The following is a 16,776-nucleotide window of genomic DNA, read 5'->3' as shown; positions in this document are numbered from 1 at the left end:
ATTGGCTCACAGGCTCGACGATTCCGTCGCTCGGTCGGGCCTCAATGGCTCCAGGCCAAGGCCGTCACGATCGCGGATTGCAGGTTCAGCTCCGTGAACATGATCTTGCCGGCGACCACGACGAGGACGCTGGCGAGCGCCACGCGCAGCACCGCCTCCGGCACGCGCGTCGCGCTGTAGCTGCCGAGGATGATGCCGGGCAGCGAGCCCAGCAGCAGCACGCCCATCAGGGCCCAGTCGACCGAACCGAGCATCCAGTGTCCGATGCCGGCCACCAGCGTCAGCGGCACCGCGTGCGCGATGTCGGAGCCGACGATGGTTGCCATCGGCAGGCGCGGGTAAAGCAGCAGCAGCACGGTCACGCCGACCGCACCGGCACCGACCGACGAAATCGAGACCAGCACGCCGAGCACTACCCCGGTGACGACGGTCGCAATCACCGTGGTGCGCTCGCTGACCTGCTCCATGTGCCGGCGATAGCGCTCCATGATCGACTTGCGGAAGATCAGCGATGTCGCCGTCAGGATCAGCGCGAAGCACAGCACCAGGTTGACGAGGTTGCGCTCGGCGTCGCCCCTGAGATCGAGCTTCCATAGCACCAGCAGCGTCAGCGCGCTCGCAGGAATGCTGCCGCAGGCGAGCCGCAGCACCGCCGGCCAGTGCACGCTGCGCGACCAGCCATGCACCACGCTGCCGCCGGTCTTGGTGGCGGCGGCATAGAGCAGGTCGGTGCCGACGGCGGTGGTCGGGTGAATGCCGAAAAGCAGGATCAGCAGCGGCGTCATCAACGAGCCGCCTCCTACGCCGGTCAGCCCGACAAGCAGGCCGACGCCGAATCCGGAGGCGACGTAAAGTGGATCAATCATGGTCTGGGGGAATCTAGATTTATCTCGTCAGTTGGGCAATACGACGTAGAATAAATTTCCCCAGGGACGCAACCACCTGGGTAGAATAAGAAAAATTGTACTACGAGCCCGAAATAGGCAGGTGTTTCGCGTCGTCCTTGGGCTGGTTGCGAAACAGGCGTTCCCCGAGGGGCGGGCAGGGACGGGCGCCGTACCTATTTACCAAACGCCAGCACGTGCAGCCCCAGGCGCTGCCGCACGATCCAGAACAGCAGCACGGTCTCGAAGGTGAGCGAGATCGAGGTCGCGGCCGCGGCGCCGTGGCCGCCGAAGCGCGGCACCAGCGCGATGCAGAGCACGACGTTCATCACGAACGCCAACGCGTAGGCCAGCGCGCAGATCTTCTGCTGGCCCAGCATGTTGAGCAGGCGCTCCACCGGGCCGATCGCGGCGCGCACCACGAGGCCGATGGCGGCGACGAACATGATGTCGTAGCCGACCACGAATTGCGGCCCGAACAGCCAGAGCAGAGGCTTGCCGAGCGCGAGCAGCACGGCGGTCGCCGCCAGCGACGGCCAGAACGTCCAATTGATGGCGTGCGCGACATAGGCCGACAGCCGCGCCTTGTCGCCGAGCGCGTTGTATTCGGCGAAGCGATGCGCCGTCGTTGCCGACATCGCGTAGTGAATGAACGACACCAGCGCCAGCGTCTTCACCACCGCGAAATACACGCCGACTTCGTCGGACGGTCGGAATTGCTGCAGCACCAGCACGTCCGTGTAAGACAAGAGCAGGTAAAAACTTTCGACCAGCAGGATCGGCAGGGAGACCGCGAGCCAGCCGCTGATGTCATAGGCCTTGGGGCCGGGTGTGGTGTGATCGGCGAGCTTGCGGTTCAGCACCACCATCTGCCCGGTCATCGCGATCCACACGGCGCCTGCGCTCGCGACCATCGCAGCGATCGCGCCGAGATGATAGCCGAGCAGGAACGCGCCCGCCGTGATGCCGATGATCAGCGCCTGGCGGATGATGAATTGCGGCATCAACCCAAGCTGCATCCAGTCATGCGAGCGCGCGATGCCGTCCTGGGTGTTGGCGACGACAAAGGCGGGCAGCGTCATGCAGCCGATATAGAGCGGCAGCTCCTCGGCCGGATCGATCCACGGCGACAGCAGCTTTACAATTCCGGCAAGAGCCAGAGAGACCAGCGTGGAGACCGCAAAGGTGAGCCAGCGACTGCCCGAGAGAAAGCCGCGCAGCAGCGCATGGTCACCGCTGGCGCGGTACTCCGGAATGATTTTTTGCGCGGAGGCGGAGATGCCAAGGTCCATCATGCTGCCGAGCAGCAGCACCCAGGTCCAGACATAGACATAGATGCCGTAGTCGGACGTCCCCATCCAGCGCGCGAGCAGCACCTGCGAGAAATAGGCGAGGCCCGCGCTGATGACGCGGATGATGAAGATGGTGCCGGCCAGCCGCCGCGTCAGCGACGCCTCGCTCGATCCGCCCGAAAGCTTCGCGCGCAGCCGCGCGATCAGCCCGGCCGGTCCGGTCGTTGCGGGTTCTGCATCCATCACGGCCACGTAGAGATCCCCAGGCGTCCCGCATGCTGCGGCAGGCTTGATGCGGTGATCCCCGGGATTAGCAACCATTCGTTAAGATTCGGTTGGGTGCTACCGGCGTCGTCCTGGCGAAAGCCAGGACGACGGACTACTCCAAATTCGTATTGAACTCGTACGATTTCTCCGGCCCCACCAGCGTGAACTTCAGCGCGGCGCCGTCAGGCTTGACGCCCGGCGGCAATCCGTCGAGCTCGAAGGAAAATCGCTTCACGCCGGGCGGGCTGTGCTCGACCGGATCAGGAATGGGCAACGACCACTCCGGCGTCGGCCCTTCCACGAACAGATTGACCTTGCTGTTCTCGGGCGCAACGACGTCGACCACCACATTCTTGGGCCCGTCGCGCCTGACGTCGCGGATGGTCAGCGGATTGGGATCGCCGATCGTGGCAGGCTTTGGCACGGTGTCGAGCGCCGTGCGCAGATTGGCATCTTCGGTCGAGGCGACGTTGTTGAAGCCGAGCTCGACATTGGCCTCGACGGGAATGCAGAGCTTTTCGCAGACGGCGTAATTGATCTCGGCGCGCAACGTCACCGGCTTGTCGGCGGCCTTGGCAACGATGCGCAAGGGCAGCACGATCTGGTCGTGATAGCCGATCGAATGGCCGCCCGCGCCGTCGTCGAACTTCAGCGGCGCCGGCCACATCACGGTCACCGCTTCGACATTGTCCGACTTGGAGAAGTCGAACCGCGGCGGCACGCCGGAATCGCCGGGCATGCGCCAATAGGTCTTCCAGCCGGGTTGGAGCTGGAAAGCGATACCGCCGAGCAGCACCGCGCCGCTGCGCGACCCCGCAAGCAACCGCACCGCGGAATGGCCGTCGCGCTGCCACAGTGAAGCATCGTCGGCATGGGCACCCATCGCCAGCGACGACGCAAGCAAGGTTGTCGCGACGCCAAGCGCCGCATGCAGGGGAACTCTTGTCAGCATGGTACGTCTTTACAGGGTCGGCCCTAGGCAAACCATTGAATTGCTTGTGATGGATGCACTTGATTCAAGTCTCTGCAAGCCTTGATTTGACAGCAGGGCGGCCCGACATCAGGATAGGAATTGAAACCGGAGTGCTTCATCCATGGCTCCCACAGGCAAGAGGACGGGCGAAAGCACCCGCAGCTCAGGTGCTGGGCTCCCCAATTCGGCCGGATATCTCGACGGCCGGCTCCTGATCGCGATGCCTGTCATGGGCGACTCCCGCTTCGAGCGCTCGGTGATTTATCTCTGTGCGCATTCGGCCGAGGGCGCGATGGGCATCATCGTCAATCATCCGGCCGGCAGTATCGATTTTCCTGAACTTTTGGAGCAGCTCGGCATCGTCAAGAAAGGCGAGCACATCAAGCTGCCGCAAAATGCCGAAAGCATGAAGGTGCTGGCCGGCGGCCCGGTCGACACCGGCCGCGGCTTCGTGCTGCATTCCAGCGACTTCTATATCGAGCACGCGACACTGCGGATCGACGACGGAGTCTGCCTCACCGCGACCGTCGACATCCTGCGTGCGATCGCCAACGGCTCCGGCCCCAAGCACGCCATCCTCGCGCTGGGTTACGCCGGCTGGGCCCCGGGCCAGCTCGAGACCGAGATCCAGAGCAATGGCTGGCTGCATTGCGACGCGGATGCGGATCTGATCTTCGGCGACGATGTCGACGAGAAATACGGCCGCGCCCTGCGCAAGATCGGCATCGATCCCGGCATGCTGTCGAACGAGGCGGGGCACGCGTAGCGCTTCGTCGATCGACCTTCCGCTGTCGTCCCGGATCTGCGCTGCGCTTGTCCGGGACGACAGCGGTGAGGGACGCCCCTACTCCGCCGCCTGCTGCTGCACCGTCGGCTCGGTCCCCGCCACCGTCGCCCTCCGCATATCGCGGGGCTGCGACTGGTCGTAGCGGCGGACGCGGTGCATGGTCTGGCGGTTGTCCCACATCACGAGGTCATGCAGCTTCCATTTGTGGACGTAGACGAATTCTGCGTTCGTCGCGTGCTCGTTGAGATCGCGCAGCAACAGCCGACCCTCCGGCACGCTCATGCTGACGATCTTGCCGGCATGCGATGAGAGATACAGCGACTTGCGGCGATGCACCGGATGCGTCCGCACCAGCCGCTGCAGCACCGGCTTGAACATCGCCTTCTCGTCGTCGGTGTATTCGGTGAAGCCGAGCGATCCCCGCGAATACATCAGCGAGTGCTCGCAGACGAGATCGTCGATCTCGGCCTTGGTCTCGTCGTCGAGCGCGTCATAGGCCGCGCGCATGTCGGCGAATTCGGTGTTGCCGCCCTTCGGGTTCACCACGCGTGCCGACAGCAGCGAGAATTTTGCCGGGATCGGGCGAAACGAGCTGTCGGAATGCCAGAGGCAATTGCCGAGATTGAACAGATGCGTGCGGCTGTCTTTCGGCAGCGGCTTGCCGTCCTTGCCGAGATTGCTGACATCGTTCAGGCCGGAATCGAGCCGGTAGTCCTTCGCCTTCGTCACTGTGCCGCCGCGGGCATCCTCGCGCTGACCGAAATTCAGTGCAAAGGCCATCTGCTGCTCGTCGTTGATGTCCTGGTCGTGGAAGACGAGCACCGCGTATGTGTCCATGGCGGCCTCGACCTCGCGGGCCTCGCTCTCGGTGAGAGGCTTTCGCAGGTCGAGGCCGGAAACCTCGCCGACAAAATGCTTCTGAAGCTGCCGGATGGCGATCGTCATGGCGTCTCTCCCGCGAACCGCGGGCGGTTGGCCCCGCTCTGTCGGTGAAAAAGCTACTCCCGCGCCGGTTGATGTCAACGCTCCGAGCGCATGGCTCTTACGCGTTGCGCGCCATCAACCCGCCGTCGACCGGGATCACCGCGCCGGTGAGGAAGGACGCCGCCGGCAGGCACAGGCTGAGCGTCATATGTGCGACCTCCTCGGGGTCGCCGTAGCGGCCGAGTGCGGTGCGGCGCTTGGCGTAGATGGTCTTGTGCTCCTCGGAGATGCGGTCGGTGATGGCGGTGCGGATCGGGCCCGGGCAGATGCAATTGACGGTGATGCCCTCGCGGCCGAGCTCGACGGCGAGCGAGCGGGTCAAGCTCGCGACGCCGCCCTTCGCGGCCGAATAGGGGCTGTGCAATGCGGTGGCGCCGAGCGCCTCGGTGGACGCGATGTTGACGATGCGCGGGGACTTCGATTTTCGCAGGTGCGGCAGGGCGGCGCGGATGATGCGCGGATGCGCCGTCAGCATCACCGCGATGCCCTTGGCCCAGGCGTCTTCGTAAGCCTCGTCGTCGATCGCGACGCGGACGGAGATGCCGGCATTGTTGATGACGATATCGAGCCCGCCGAAATGCGCCGCGACGTCACCAACCACGCGCTTGATCTCGCCGCCGTCGGCGACATCGAGCTTCCATGCGTTGGCCGAACCACCATTCGCTGCGATCTCCTTTGCAACCGCCTGCGCGCCTTGCTCGTCATAATCGGTGACGGCGACGTTCGCGCCTTCAGACGCGAACACGCGCGCAGTGGCGCGCCCCATGCCGCTGGCCGCGCCGGTGACGAGAACGGCCAGGCCTTTCACGGAGCGGCTGAGCTCTTTGAATTCGGACATGCTGTTTCCTCGCGGGCTCTTGTTTCTTGTTCTGGGATTGACCAGGCTGGCATCGATCCGCAGACAGGTCAAACAAGCAAAACAAGAGGGAGGCCGCGATGGCGAACGAGCTCGATTTCTCAGGCAAGCAGGTTCTTGTCGTCGGTGGTTCCAGCGGTATCGGCAACGGCATCGCGCAAGCTTTTCGTGCGAGGGGCGCAGCAGTTGCGGTGTGCGGCACGCGTGCTCGGCCCACGGAATATTCTGCGGAGGAAGGCTCCGATCTCACCGGTCTTGCTTATGCGCAGCTCGACGTCAGCAATACGGGGGCGATCGAAGCGTTCAAGCCGTCCTTCGACAAGCTCGATATTCTGGTGCTCGCGCAGGGCGCGGTGATCTATCGCCGCGGCGAATTCGAGATGGCGGGCTTCCGCAAGGTCGTCGAGGTCAATCTGATGAGCCTGATGGCGTGCGCGACGCGGTTTCATTCCATGTTGCGGGATTCGAAGGGTGCGCTGATCATGGTGTCCTCGACCGCGGCCTATCATTCCACCATGGGCAATCCCGCCTACAATGCGTCGAAGACCGGCGCGGTCGGATTGACCCGGACGCTGGGCGAGGCCTGGGCCGAAGATGGCATCCGCGTCAACGGCATCGCGCCCGGTCTGGTCGACACCAAGATGACGAAGGTGACAACCGACAATCCCAAGCGGCTCGAAGGTGCATTGTCACGCATTCCGCTGCGGCGATTGGGCACGCCCGCCGACATGGCGGGCGCAGCACTGTTCCTGGCCTCTCCGCTGTCGTCCTACATCATCGGCCAGACGCTGGTCGTTGACGGCGGACTCATTCTGTAGAGCATGATCCGGAAAAGCGTGCAGCGGTTTTCCGAAAAGATCACGATCAAACAATAGAGCCATTGGAACTGCGCTGCTCCTGATCGGTTACTCCGGTAGACCCCCGAGGAGGAGCATCATGGACAAAGACAGGATCGTCGGATCGGCCAAGGAATTCGCTGGACGCGCCGAAGGCGCCGTCGGCGATCTCGCAGGCGATGCGCAGACACAGGCGTCGGGCAAGGCGCGCGAAGCCGCCGGCACCGTGCAGAATCTCTACGGCCAAGCCAAGGACGCCGTGCGTGACGCGACGGACACCGCCACGAGCTACGCCAAGGATGCTTACCAGAATCCCGGCGACACGCTTCGGGACGGCTCGCAAGCGATCTCGCAAAAGGTGCAGGACAATCCGCTCGGCGCGTTGCTCATTGCCGGCGGCATCGGCTTCGCGCTCGCGCTGTTGATGTCGCGCCCCGCACGCCGCCCGCCGCCGCGCTGGCGCTATTACGGCTGAGTCAAAGCTCGATCTCTGTGCCCCGGACGCGCTGCAGCGCTAAAGCGCTGCTGCGCAGAGCCGGGGCCCATTCTTTGTCGATGTCGAAAGAAGCTGGGTCCCGGCTCTGCGTCGCATCACCAAGGTGCTGCGACGCGTCCGGGACACAAGACCAATTACCGCACCACTTCCGCCGCGCGCCCGATATTGCCGGGCGGACGCGGGATCGCCGGGTTCGGATTCGGGTTGCGCGGCGCCGGTGCCAGTTGACGCGGCGCGGGCTGCGGCGAGCCGAAGCCGAAGAAATCGCGAATTGACGGCTGAGCTTGCGCCGGCTGCTGCGGTGGCGCTGCCGGCTTCTTCGGTGCGAGTTTGGGCGGCGCGATCGCGGCGGCAGCGCCCGGCGTGCCGGGAGCTGCTGTGCCACCGTCAGGCGTCGTCGCCGCCATCGGCGTATCGCCCTTGGCCTGCTCGCGGCCGACTTCGCGGCGCGGCCAGGCGTAATCGTCGGCTCGGCCTGCGGGCGCGGCGAGCGGCTCGCCCTTCACCAGCGTCTTTGCGGCCAGCGCATCGACGGATGCGGGACGCGTGCCCGGTCCACCCAGCAATTGATCGGTCGAGATCGAGGCCGCGACCAGCGGCACGATCGGGCCCGCCAGTGGCCGCGGCGCCGGCTTGCCGGGCTCGGCACTGGTGTCCGGCGTGGCCGGTTCGCTCGGCAGCGCGATCGGGCCGGAGCGTCCCGCCAGCAGGCGCGTGATCTCGCGCTCGACATAATGGGCAAGCTTGCGCGCGCCCGGCTTGGTGAAGTAGACGCCGTCGCCGCTGCGCAGCTGGCGGATCTGGCCTTCGAAATCCGGGCCCTTTTGCAGGAAGCGGCCGGCCTCGTCGACAAAGCCGTCCCAGACGTCGACATAGGTGATGCCGGCCTTGGCCGCGCCTTCGCGATAGAGCGAATCCAGGAACAGCATGTCCGCGGTGCCCTTCGGTCCGCGGATCGCGGGCAGGCCGACCCAGAGCACCGGCACGCCCTTGGCCTTGAGGACGTTGGCGAGCTCTTCGATCTTCTTGCTGTAGAGCTCGACCCAGCGGTCGTCGCGGAATTCGTAGAGGCCGTTCGGATTGCGCGCGGTCTTTTCCGGCGCGGCGGCCGGCGTATCGGCGTTGTCGGCATCGTCCTGCGGCAGGTCGGTGTCGACCGGCTTGTCGTCGGGCTTGGCAGCAGTGTCCGGCTTGGCATCGCCCGGCTTGGCGTCACCCGGCTTTCCCGTCGGCTTGGCGCGCGCGCCCTTGTCGTTCTTCTTGTCTTTGTCCTTATCCGCCGGCTTGTCTGTTTTGTCGGGCGCAGGCTCGCGGATCGAGATGCGGTCGTTGAGGCCGAGCATGACGACGATGATGTCGGGCTTCTCGGTTTCCAATATGCCCTTCGCGGCCGCCGCCCAGTCCGAGGGCTCACCCTTCGGCTGGTATTTGATCAGGCCGGACGTGGTCTTGTGCTTGCGGATCACGCCCATGTCGGGCTGCTCGGTGTAGGCGTCTTCCAGGCCGTAGGCGAGCCAGTCGGCCATGGCGTCGCCGATCACCAGCACATTCTTGTCGGGAATGGTGTCGCGCTTGCCAGGTGCCGGCGCACGCGAAAAATCCTGGCGCGGCGCCTGCTGCTGTTGCTGCTGGAACGGTGCGAAGAAATCGCCGCCGAACCAACCGCCGCCTCCACCGTTTCGCGGCGGCGGGGCCTGGCGCTGCGGCGGGCCACCGAAGCCCGGGAAGTTGAAGAATTGCGCCGAAGCCGGTCCCGCGATCGAGACCATGATCGCAAGCGCCGTCCCCAGCGCGATCAGCGGGCCGGTTTCGGTCAGCGCCTTGAAAAAGGATTTTGGCTTCGACATGCGATCTCGGGCGCGCGCAACGGGGTCTGGGACAAGCTCAGTATAATAACGGAATCGGGCGCCAAACGGGCAAATTCTCTTGCAAAATCTTGGGGCAATACACTGTCGATCGGCCAAAATCCCCGCTCAGGGTTACTTTCGGCGCGATTTTACCGCCCGCGCAGCCGGTCCAGCGCGTCGGAGGATGCAAATCCGTCCGCGGGCACCCCGATCGAGGCCTGGAAGTTGCGCAGCGCGTCCCGGGTCTGGCCGCCGAACTGGCCGTCCGGGGTGCCCTTGTAGAAGCCGCGTTGGACCAGCAGCTGCTGGAGTTCCAGCCGCTCGCCCCTCGACAATTCCCGTTCCTGCCGCGGCCAGGGCTGTACGAAGGGCTGGCCGCCGCGCAGGCGGTCGGCGAAATGGCCGATCGCCATCGCATAGGCCTCGGCTGGATTGTATTTCATGATGACCCGGAAATTCTGCAGCATCAGGAAGCCGGGCCCCTGCGCGCCGGCCGGCGCCAGCAGATAGGCTTTTTCCGCCGGATGCGGGAAAGGCTGGTTGGTTGCGCGCTTGAGCCCGAGTTTTTCCCATTGCGCGATCGTCATCGCCTTGGCGCGATCGGCCAGCATGTAGTTGAAGCCCTGCGGCACCACGACCTCAAAGCCCCAGGTCTGGCCGCTTTGCCAGCCGTCCTTCTTCAGATTGTTGGCGGTGGAGGCGATCAGGTCGCTGGCGTTGTCGACGACGTCGCGCCGTCCGTCGCCGTCGCCGTCCACGGCGAAGCGCTTGAAGGCGGTCGGCATGAACTGGGTCGGGCCGAATGCGCCGGCCCAGGAGCCGCGCATCTGCTCAGGGCGCAAATCGCCGCGATTGAGGATCTCCAGCGCCGAGAGGAACTCGTCCTTGAAATAGGCCTGGCGACGACCGACGCAGGCGAGCGTCGCGGTCGATTGCAGCACGCTGCGGTCGCCCATCTGTGTCGAATAATTGGACTCGATGCCCCAGATCGCCGCGATGATGTAGCGGTCGACGCCATAGGCCTTCTCGGTTGCATCGAACTGCGCCTTGTACTTGGCGAGGACTTCCTTGCCCTTGGCGAGGCGGTTGTCATTCACGAGTATGTCGAGATAGTCCCAAATCGATTTGGTGAACTCGGGCTGCGAATCCATCAGGTCCATGATGCGCAGATCGGGCGAAAGGCCCGCGGTGAAGCGCTGGAAGTTTTCCTGCGTGATGTTTCGGCGTGCGGCATCAGGCCACATCCCGGCAACGCAATTGTCAAAATTGCCGGCCGCCTCGCGGATCGCGGCCGCTGTCATCAGCGGATGGCCGGAGGCGCCGTCCTCGCCGCTCCAAGGTTGAGCTCCCGTCTGGGCGCCGCCGGGGCCGGGCGGGGCTTGTGAGGGTGCCGGATTCGGGCCGGAGAAAATGCCGCCGAACAGGTTCGACAGGCCGTTTTGCCCTTGTTGCCCTTGAGCCTGCGCGGACACGGGGAACAGGAGCGCGGCCGCGAGCATTGTTGCGCCGGTCAAAGATAGAGCTACCGCTGTCACCAATTGCCTCATGTCCCACCCGTCCGGCCAAAAATCAGCCATCAGGAGGCCTTGTTACGGTTGCCAATATCTTAACAAAGGTGAAATTTTGCTGGTCACCTTTTTCTCGAATTCCAGGAGACCGAGCCCTACATCCGCCTTTGTTACCGGCTGCAAAACGGCTAGCAAGATGCCATTGCTCCTTTCACGTGCGCCTCAAGGTATTCGATCAATCACATGAAAATCCGCAAAGCTGTATTCCCCGTCGCCGGCCTCGGCACCCGCGTCTTGCCCGCCACCAAGGCGATGCCGAAGGAAATGCTCACCATCGTCGACAAGCCGCTGATCCAGTACGTCTATGACGAGGCGAGGGAAGCCGGCATCGAGCACTTCATCTTCGTCACCGGCCGCAACAAAAATGTCATCGAAGATCATTTCGACAAGATGTTCGAGCTCGACAGCACCTTGGCTGCACGCGGCAAGAAGGCCGAGCAGGAGATTTTGGCGCAGAACCAGCCGGAAGCCGGCGCCGTCAGCTTCACCCGCCAGCAGGCGCCGCTCGGCCTCGGCCACGCGGTCTGGTGCGCGCGCGACATCGTCGGCAATGAGCCGTTCGCGGTGGTGCTGCCCGACGAGCTCGTGCTCAACACGCCCGGCTGCCTGAAGCAGATGATCGAGACCGCGGGCAAGCTCGGCGAAAAATCCAACGTCATTGCGGTCGAGGCGGTGCCCGACCATCTCACCCATCAATACGGCATCTGCGGCGTCGGAAAGCGCACCGGCAAGATGTTCGAGGTCGACGGCATGGTCGAGAAGCCTGCCAAGGGCACTGCGCCCTCCAATCTCTCGATCACCGGCCGCTACATTCTCCAGCCCGAGATCTTCAAGATCCTGGAGACCCAGGAGCGCGGCGCCGGCGGCGAGATCCAGCTCACCGACGCCATGATCGGCCTCGCCAAGTCGCAAAAATTCTATGGCGTCGAGTTCGAGGGCGAGCGCCATGATTGCGGCTCCAAGCCCGGCTTCCTCCGCGCCAACATCGCCTACGGCCTCAAGCGGCCGGAATTGCGTGATGGCCTCATCGCTGAGATGAAGAAGTATCTGGGGCTGTAGGCCCCTTAAGCCACCAGCGACAACTTCGGCAGGCTCGCCACCACCGACTGATTGCGGCCGCCGGCTTTGGCCGCATAGAGCGCCTTGTCGGCGGCGGCGACCAGGATGGCCCAGTCCATGCCGCTGGTCGGCGCGAGGCTGGCGATGCCGCAGGAGACGGTCGATCCCGCGCCGCCGTCGGACCAGCCCAGCACCTTGGCCCGGATGGTCTCGGCGATCCTGAAGGCGTCGGTGGCCGACGTGTTCGGCAACAGCACCGCGAACTCCTCGCCGCCATAGCGCGCGGCGCAGTCGCCGGCGCGGTGCACTGAATCGGAGATGCAGATGGCGATGCCGACCAGCACCTGGTCGCCGGCCTGATGACCAAACGTATCGTTGTAGGCCTTGAAGTGATCGGCATCGATCATCAACAGCGCAACCTGTGTCTTCTGGCGCATGGCGCGGCGCCATTCGATGTCGATGACATGGTCGAACTTGCGGCGGTTGCGCAGGCCCGTGAGCGCGTCCGTCGTCGCCATCTCCTCGAGCTTGCTTTCGGCATCCGCACGGCGGCCGATCTCGCGGGCGAGCACGATGGCCGATCCGAGCACGAACAGTGCGAGCACCAGAACCACGGCGCCGATGCGGACAGCTTCCTTCTGCCACAGCGCGAACACCGTGCTCAGCGGCTTGCCCGCCACCACGAACAGCGGGCCGGTTTCGCCGCTGCGCACATAGAGCCGCGCGGTCGGATCGACCGGTCCCTGTCCCGTAAACGAGCCGCCGGCGCGGAGATTGTCGGCCTTCCAGGCCTGGCGGTCATTCAGATTCTTGCCGATGATGTCGAGATCGAACGGCCGCCGCATCATGATGGTGCGGTCGCGCTTGAGCACGGTGATGGTGTCCTCGGGGTCGAGGCTCAGCCGCTCGAACAATTCGTGGAAGTAAGTGAAGCGGATCGAGCCGGCGACGACCCCCATGAAGCCGCCGTCGGTATCGCTGAGACGCCGGCTCAGCACGATCGAGTAGGCGCCGCGAAACAGCATCGGGCGGCTGATGAAGAGGCCGGCATTGGGATTGTTGCGGTGGACCGTGAAATACTCCTCACTGCCGCGATTATCCGGAACCGGATCGAGCGTGGAAGCATCGATGGCCAGATTGCCGTCCGCATCGAACACCTGGATGGCGCCGAAATGCTTTGCGGTCGTGGCGTGGTCGAACAGGATGAGCTGGCGGATCGGCTTCGAGACCGTGTTGATCTCGGGCAGCAGCATGTTGTTGGCGACCGCCTTCAGCGACAGGTCGTAGATATCGATGTTGCGGCTGATGTCGGCGTCGATCGACGTGGCCAGGTTTTCCAGCGTCTGGCGGGCCAGCGCCTCCTCGCCGCGGCGCATGTCCAGCATGACGTTGACGCAAATGGCGGAAAAGCCGATCACCGTCACGACGGACGAGATGATCAGCAGCTTCGCCGAAATACGCCAGGGCCGGCGGGCCGTGGCTTCGCGCCATCCAGACAGCATCCTTTGCTCCCACCCTAGTGGATGCGCCTGAAATCTTGCGTAGTGTTTAAGCCGCGACGGCGCTGCTGCAATCAGTTAAGGATTGGTTTCCGCCGGTCCTGCTTTTGAGCAGACCAGATCGCGGACAAAGGGATAGAGGACGGCGGTGAACGACTACGACGCGCTACGCGATTACCTGATGCGGCAGAAGCAGACGGAGTTCATGCTGAGCTTCGAAGAGATCGAGGAGATCATCGGCGCGGCCCTGCCGCGGGCGGCGAACCGTGCCTCATGGTGGGATACCTCGCGCAGCCCGGATATCCAGATGCCGCAGCGCGAAGCCTGCCTCGCCGCGGGTTTCAAGGCCACGCGGATGCCGGACGGCCAGACGGTGCGGTTCACGAAGCAGAAGAGTGACCGGCGCAGGCCCGGCGTAAAGAGCGACTAGCTCGCCGCTTCCAGCCGCACTTCGGTCAGTAGCCGCATCGCGGCATCCGCGTCCATCGGCTCGCCGAAGGCGAAGCCCTGCGCGTATTCGCAGCCCAGCTGATACAGCTCGACCGCGTCGGAATCGGTCTCGGCGCCTTCCGCCACCACGTCCATGCCGAGATCATGCGCGAGCGCGATGATCGACTTCAGGATCACCGGCCGCGTGCCGCGGTTGGTGGTGCGGACGAAGGACTGGTCGATCTTGATGGTGTCGAACGGGAAACGCTGGAGATAGGCCAGCGACGAATGGCCGGTGCCGAAATCGTCGAGCGATAGTCCAGTTCCGAGCTCGCGGATCCGCGTCAGCATTTGGGCTGCGTGCTCCGGATTCTCCATCACCAGCGATTCCGTCAATTCCAGCTTCAGCGTGCCGCGCGCCACCGAGGAGCGCGACAGTACGGTGCGGATGTCGTGGATCAGGTCATGGCGCAGCAGCTGCCGCGAAGAGACGTTGACGGAGGCGAAGATCGGCTCGCGCGAGCGCATCGCACGCTGCCAGATCGAGAGCTGCTTTGCGGTCTGATCAAGCACGAACATGCCGAGGTCGACGATCAGGCCGGTCTCTTCTGCGATGGTGATGAATTCCGACGGCGCCATGCGGCCGAGTTTCGGATGATCCCAGCGCACCAGCGCCTCGAAGCCCGCGACCGAGCGATCCTCCAGCCGCACGATCGGCTGATAGAGGATCGTGAGCTCCTGCCGCTCGATGGCGCGGCGCAGCTCGCTCTCCAGCGTCAGGCGATCGGTCTTCCGCGCACGCATCGCGGGCTTGTAGACGTCGATGCGGTCGCCGCCGATGCGCTTGGAATGATACATCGCAAGCTCGGCGTCCTTGATGATCTCGTCCGTCAGTTGAACTTGCGGATCAGAAAGGGCGAGCCCGATCGAGGCGGTCAGGAAGATTTCGCGGTCGTTGAAGGCGATCGGCGCGCGGATGGTCTTGCGGATGGTTTCGGCGAAGGCGGTGATGCGGGCGGGATCCTGCTCCGAGAGCAGGATCAGGCCGAACTGGTCGCCGGCGAGCCGCGCCAGCGTGTCCTGCGGCTTCAGGATGCGGGTGAGGCGGCGGGCCAGCGTCAGCAGGATGGAATCGCCGACCGCGATGCCGACGGAATCGTTGACCTGCTTGAAGCGGTCGAGGTCGATCACCATCAGTGTCGGCCGCAGCGTCGGCATCGACTTGGCGAAATGCGCGACCGCGCCTAACCGGTCCATGAACAGCTTGCGGTTGGGCAGGCCGGTGAGGTTGTCATGCACGGAATCGTGCAGCAGGCGTTCCTCGGCGTTGCGGAGTTCAGTGACGTCGGTGAGCGTGCCGACCACGCGCGAGACTTCGCCGTCGGAGCCGACCACCGGGCGCGCCTTCAGCGCGAACCACATGAAATGGCCGTCAGGGGTGCGCAGGCGGAAATCCTGCACCAGCCGGCCGCGGCGCTGGTCGAGCACGCTGTCGAGCGCGGCGCGGAAACGGTCCTGGTCGAGCGGGTGCAGCACCTCCAGCCAGGAGGCGGCCGGGCCTTCCAGTGTGCCGCGCTTGAGGCCGAGCAGGGCTTCGGTCTCAGGGCTGGTGAACACCTTGTCGGCGGAAACGTCCCAGTCCCAGATCAGGTCGCCGGAACCGGCCAGCGCCAGCGCGCGCCGCTCGATATCGGAGACGACGCCGGTGGTGGCGCCGCCGCCGGCAAAGGCGTGCTGCATCACCGTGAAGCCGATCAGCATCACGATCAGCACGAGGCCGCCGAGCAGCGCCGGGCCGACGATGTCGTTGGTGACGGAACCGGCCACCGTCATGCCGGCCGCGACCACCCAGACCACGAGGAGGAACCAGGTCGGGATCAGCAGCACGGCGCGGTCGAAGCCGTGGGTCGAGAGATAGACGATCAGCGCGAAGCCGGCGAAGGCGATCAGCACCAAAGAGATGCGCGCGATGCCGGAGGCAACGGCCGGGTCGAACAGAGCGAGCGCGACCAGCGAGCCGAGGAACGCGAGCCAGCCCACCGTGATGTGGGAGTAGCGCACATGCCATCGACTGAGGTTGAGATAGGCAAACAAAAACACCAGCAGCGTCGCCGCCAATATCGCTTCACCGGCCGCGCGCCAGATGCGCTCGGCGTTGTTCGACATGTCGAGCACCTTGCCCCAGAAGCCGAAGTCGACGCCGATATAAACGAGCACCGCCCAGGCCAGCGCAGCCGCTGCTGGGAACATGATGCTGCCCTTCACGACGAACAGAATGGTCAGCACTAGCGCCAAAAGACCGGAAATGCCGATCACGATGCCCTGGTACAGCGTGAACGAGTTGACCTTGTCCTTGTAGGCTTCCGGCTCCCACAGATAGAGCTGCGGCAGCTTGTCGGTGCGCAGTTCCGCGACGAAGGTGACGACGGCGCCGGGGTCGAGCGTGATGCGGAACACGTCGGCGGTCGGGCTTTCCTGCCGCTCCGGCCGGTCGCCGGTCGAGGGCGTAATGGTCGCGATGCGCGACAGCCCGAGGTCGGGCCACAGCAGCCCTGACGACACGATGCGGTAATGCGGGGCGACGATCAGACGGTCGAGCTGGTCGTCGGTGTTGTTGGCGAGCGCGAACACCACCCAGTTCTGGCCGCCCTCGCGGGCGCGCACCTCGATGCGGCGGACGATGCCGTCGGTGCCGGGTGCGGTCGAGACCTGGATGCGGTCGGCGTCGCTGCGCTGATGCTCGAGCACGCCGGTGAGGTCGATGGCGGGCGCGTCACCGCGGACGCTGACAGCGTCAAGCGCGCGTGCAGGCGACGCGGCGACAAGAATCATGAGGCCCAGCGCGATGGGCGCGAGGCACCTGATCAGACGCAAGGTCAGTTCTCCGCGTTCGACGCAAACTCTGAGTGCGAGGCTAAGTGCAAGGCTGGCACGTAAAGACGATTTCAGACCGGACGGAATTGGTTCGGCATTTCGCGATAGATGGCACGAAAGCGAGG

The 16,776-nt window shown here is 64.7% G+C and carries 14 protein-coding genes; 5 read left to right on the top strand and 9 right to left on the bottom strand.

Features of this window, described 5'->3' with window-relative positions; translation table 11 throughout:
- Positions 1–41: 41 nt before the first annotated feature.
- From FXB40_RS10510 to FXB40_RS10500, 3 genes are all read right to left on the bottom strand, one after another.
- Positions 42–866, bottom strand: a complete 825-nt coding sequence (locus FXB40_RS10510; RefSeq protein WP_148772126.1) for a sulfite exporter TauE/SafE family protein — start codon at positions 864–866, stop codon at positions 42–44.
- A gap of 194 nt (positions 867–1,060) precedes the next feature.
- Complete coding sequence (locus FXB40_RS10505; RefSeq protein ID WP_430647008.1) at positions 1,061–2,428, bottom strand: oligosaccharide flippase family protein; 1,368 nt, start codon at positions 2,426–2,428, stop codon at positions 1,061–1,063.
- A 127-nt stretch (positions 2,429–2,555) separates the two neighbouring features.
- Positions 2,556–3,395, bottom strand: coding sequence for a protein-disulfide reductase DsbD domain-containing protein (locus tag FXB40_RS10500; protein ID WP_148772124.1), 840 nt, complete (start codon positions 3,393–3,395; stop codon positions 2,556–2,558).
- 142 nt (positions 3,396–3,537) lie between these two features.
- Between FXB40_RS10500 and FXB40_RS10495 the strand changes: the two genes are divergently transcribed.
- Positions 3,538–4,182: a YqgE/AlgH family protein gene (locus FXB40_RS10495; protein WP_148772123.1), complete on the top strand. Its 645-nt coding sequence runs from the start codon at positions 3,538–3,540 to the stop codon at positions 4,180–4,182.
- Positions 4,183–4,260: 78 nt separating this feature from the next.
- Here the strand turns inward: FXB40_RS10495 and FXB40_RS10490 are convergent, their stop codons facing one another.
- Positions 4,261–5,148 carry a TauD/TfdA dioxygenase family protein gene (locus FXB40_RS10490; protein ID WP_148772122.1) on the bottom strand — a complete coding sequence of 296 codons (888 nt, stop codon included), beginning with the start codon at positions 5,146–5,148 and terminating at the stop codon, positions 4,261–4,263.
- A 97-nt stretch (positions 5,149–5,245) separates the two neighbouring features.
- Positions 5,246–6,025: an SDR family NAD(P)-dependent oxidoreductase gene (locus FXB40_RS10485; RefSeq protein ID WP_187436769.1), complete on the bottom strand. Its 780-nt coding sequence runs from the start codon at positions 6,023–6,025 to the stop codon at positions 5,246–5,248.
- 98 nt (positions 6,026–6,123) lie between these two features.
- Here FXB40_RS10485 and FXB40_RS10480 point away from each other — a divergent pair, with 98 nt between their 5' ends.
- Entirely contained in the window at positions 6,124–6,861 is a 738-nt protein-coding gene (locus FXB40_RS10480; protein ID WP_148772121.1) for an SDR family NAD(P)-dependent oxidoreductase, read from the top strand.
- A 118-nt stretch (positions 6,862–6,979) separates the two neighbouring features.
- Complete coding sequence (locus tag FXB40_RS10475) at positions 6,980–7,354, top strand: CsbD family protein (RefSeq protein ID WP_148772120.1); 375 nt, start codon at positions 6,980–6,982, stop codon at positions 7,352–7,354.
- Between the two features lie 155 nt (positions 7,355–7,509).
- Here the strand turns inward: FXB40_RS10475 and FXB40_RS10470 are convergent, their stop codons facing one another.
- Complete coding sequence (locus FXB40_RS10470; RefSeq protein WP_148772119.1) at positions 7,510–9,222, bottom strand: SGNH/GDSL hydrolase family protein; 1,713 nt, start codon at positions 9,220–9,222, stop codon at positions 7,510–7,512.
- A 149-nt stretch (positions 9,223–9,371) separates the two neighbouring features.
- Positions 9,372–10,721 (bottom strand): lytic murein transglycosylase, encoded by a 1,350-nt coding sequence (locus FXB40_RS10465; RefSeq protein WP_246207492.1) that lies wholly within the window; start codon positions 10,719–10,721, stop codon positions 9,372–9,374.
- A 252-nt stretch (positions 10,722–10,973) separates the two neighbouring features.
- On the opposite strand from FXB40_RS10465, the gene galU reads away from it, so the two are divergent.
- On the top strand, positions 10,974–11,849 hold the full coding sequence (gene galU / locus FXB40_RS10460) for a UTP--glucose-1-phosphate uridylyltransferase GalU (protein ID WP_148772117.1): 876 nt from the start codon (positions 10,974–10,976) through the stop codon (positions 11,847–11,849).
- A 5-nt stretch (positions 11,850–11,854) separates the two neighbouring features.
- Here galU and FXB40_RS10455 read toward each other — a convergent pair whose 3' ends face one another.
- Positions 11,855–13,351, bottom strand: a complete 1,497-nt coding sequence (locus FXB40_RS10455; protein ID WP_148772116.1) for a sensor domain-containing diguanylate cyclase — start codon at positions 13,349–13,351, stop codon at positions 11,855–11,857.
- A gap of 145 nt (positions 13,352–13,496) precedes the next feature.
- Here FXB40_RS10455 and FXB40_RS10450 point away from each other — a divergent pair, with 145 nt between their 5' ends.
- Complete coding sequence (locus tag FXB40_RS10450) at positions 13,497–13,778, top strand: DUF7662 domain-containing protein (protein ID WP_148772115.1); 282 nt, start codon at positions 13,497–13,499, stop codon at positions 13,776–13,778.
- Here FXB40_RS10450 and FXB40_RS10445 read toward each other — a convergent pair.
- Positions 13,775–16,651: an EAL domain-containing protein gene (locus tag FXB40_RS10445; RefSeq protein WP_187436767.1), complete on the bottom strand. Its 2,877-nt coding sequence runs from the start codon at positions 16,649–16,651 to the stop codon at positions 13,775–13,777. The two genes, FXB40_RS10450 and FXB40_RS10445, sit on opposite strands and share 4 nt — an antisense overlap.
- Positions 16,652–16,776 lie beyond the last annotated feature (125 nt).

The organism is Bradyrhizobium rifense, assembly GCF_008123425.1.
GTDB lineage: Bacteria > Pseudomonadota > Alphaproteobacteria > Rhizobiales > Xanthobacteraceae > Bradyrhizobium > Bradyrhizobium rifense.
The sequence above is the reverse complement of the archived record's forward strand: the minus strand, read 5'-3'. Positions and strand labels throughout refer to the sequence as shown.

Bases quoted from the DNA above. Each gene is read 5' to 3' on its own strand.
- FXB40_RS10455 (WP_148772116.1), bottom strand. From the start codon at position 13,351: ATGCTGTCTGGATGGCGCGAAGCCACGGCCCGCCGGCCCTGGCGTATT.
- galU (WP_148772117.1), top strand. From the start codon at position 10,974: ATGAAAATCCGCAAAGCTGTATTCCCCGTCGCCGGCCTCGGCACCCGC.
- FXB40_RS10485 (WP_187436769.1), bottom strand. From the start codon at position 6,025: ATGTCCGAATTCAAAGAGCTCAGCCGCTCCGTGAAAGGCCTGGCCGTT.
- FXB40_RS10495 (WP_148772123.1), top strand. From the start codon at position 3,538: ATGGCTCCCACAGGCAAGAGGACGGGCGAAAGCACCCGCAGCTCAGGT.
- FXB40_RS10475 (WP_148772120.1), top strand. From the start codon at position 6,980: ATGGACAAAGACAGGATCGTCGGATCGGCCAAGGAATTCGCTGGACGC.
- FXB40_RS10510 (WP_148772126.1), bottom strand. From the start codon at position 866: ATGATTGATCCACTTTACGTCGCCTCCGGATTCGGCGTCGGCCTGCTT.
- FXB40_RS10465 (WP_246207492.1), bottom strand. From the start codon at position 10,721: ATGCTCGCGGCCGCGCTCCTGTTCCCCGTGTCCGCGCAGGCTCAAGGG.
- FXB40_RS10500 (WP_148772124.1), bottom strand. From the start codon at position 3,395: ATGCTGACAAGAGTTCCCCTGCATGCGGCGCTTGGCGTCGCGACAACC.
- FXB40_RS10480 (WP_148772121.1), top strand. From the start codon at position 6,124: ATGGCGAACGAGCTCGATTTCTCAGGCAAGCAGGTTCTTGTCGTCGGT.
- FXB40_RS10470 (WP_148772119.1), bottom strand. From the start codon at position 9,222: ATGTCGAAGCCAAAATCCTTTTTCAAGGCGCTGACCGAAACCGGCCCG.
- FXB40_RS10490 (WP_148772122.1), bottom strand. From the start codon at position 5,148: ATGACGATCGCCATCCGGCAGCTTCAGAAGCATTTTGTCGGCGAGGTT.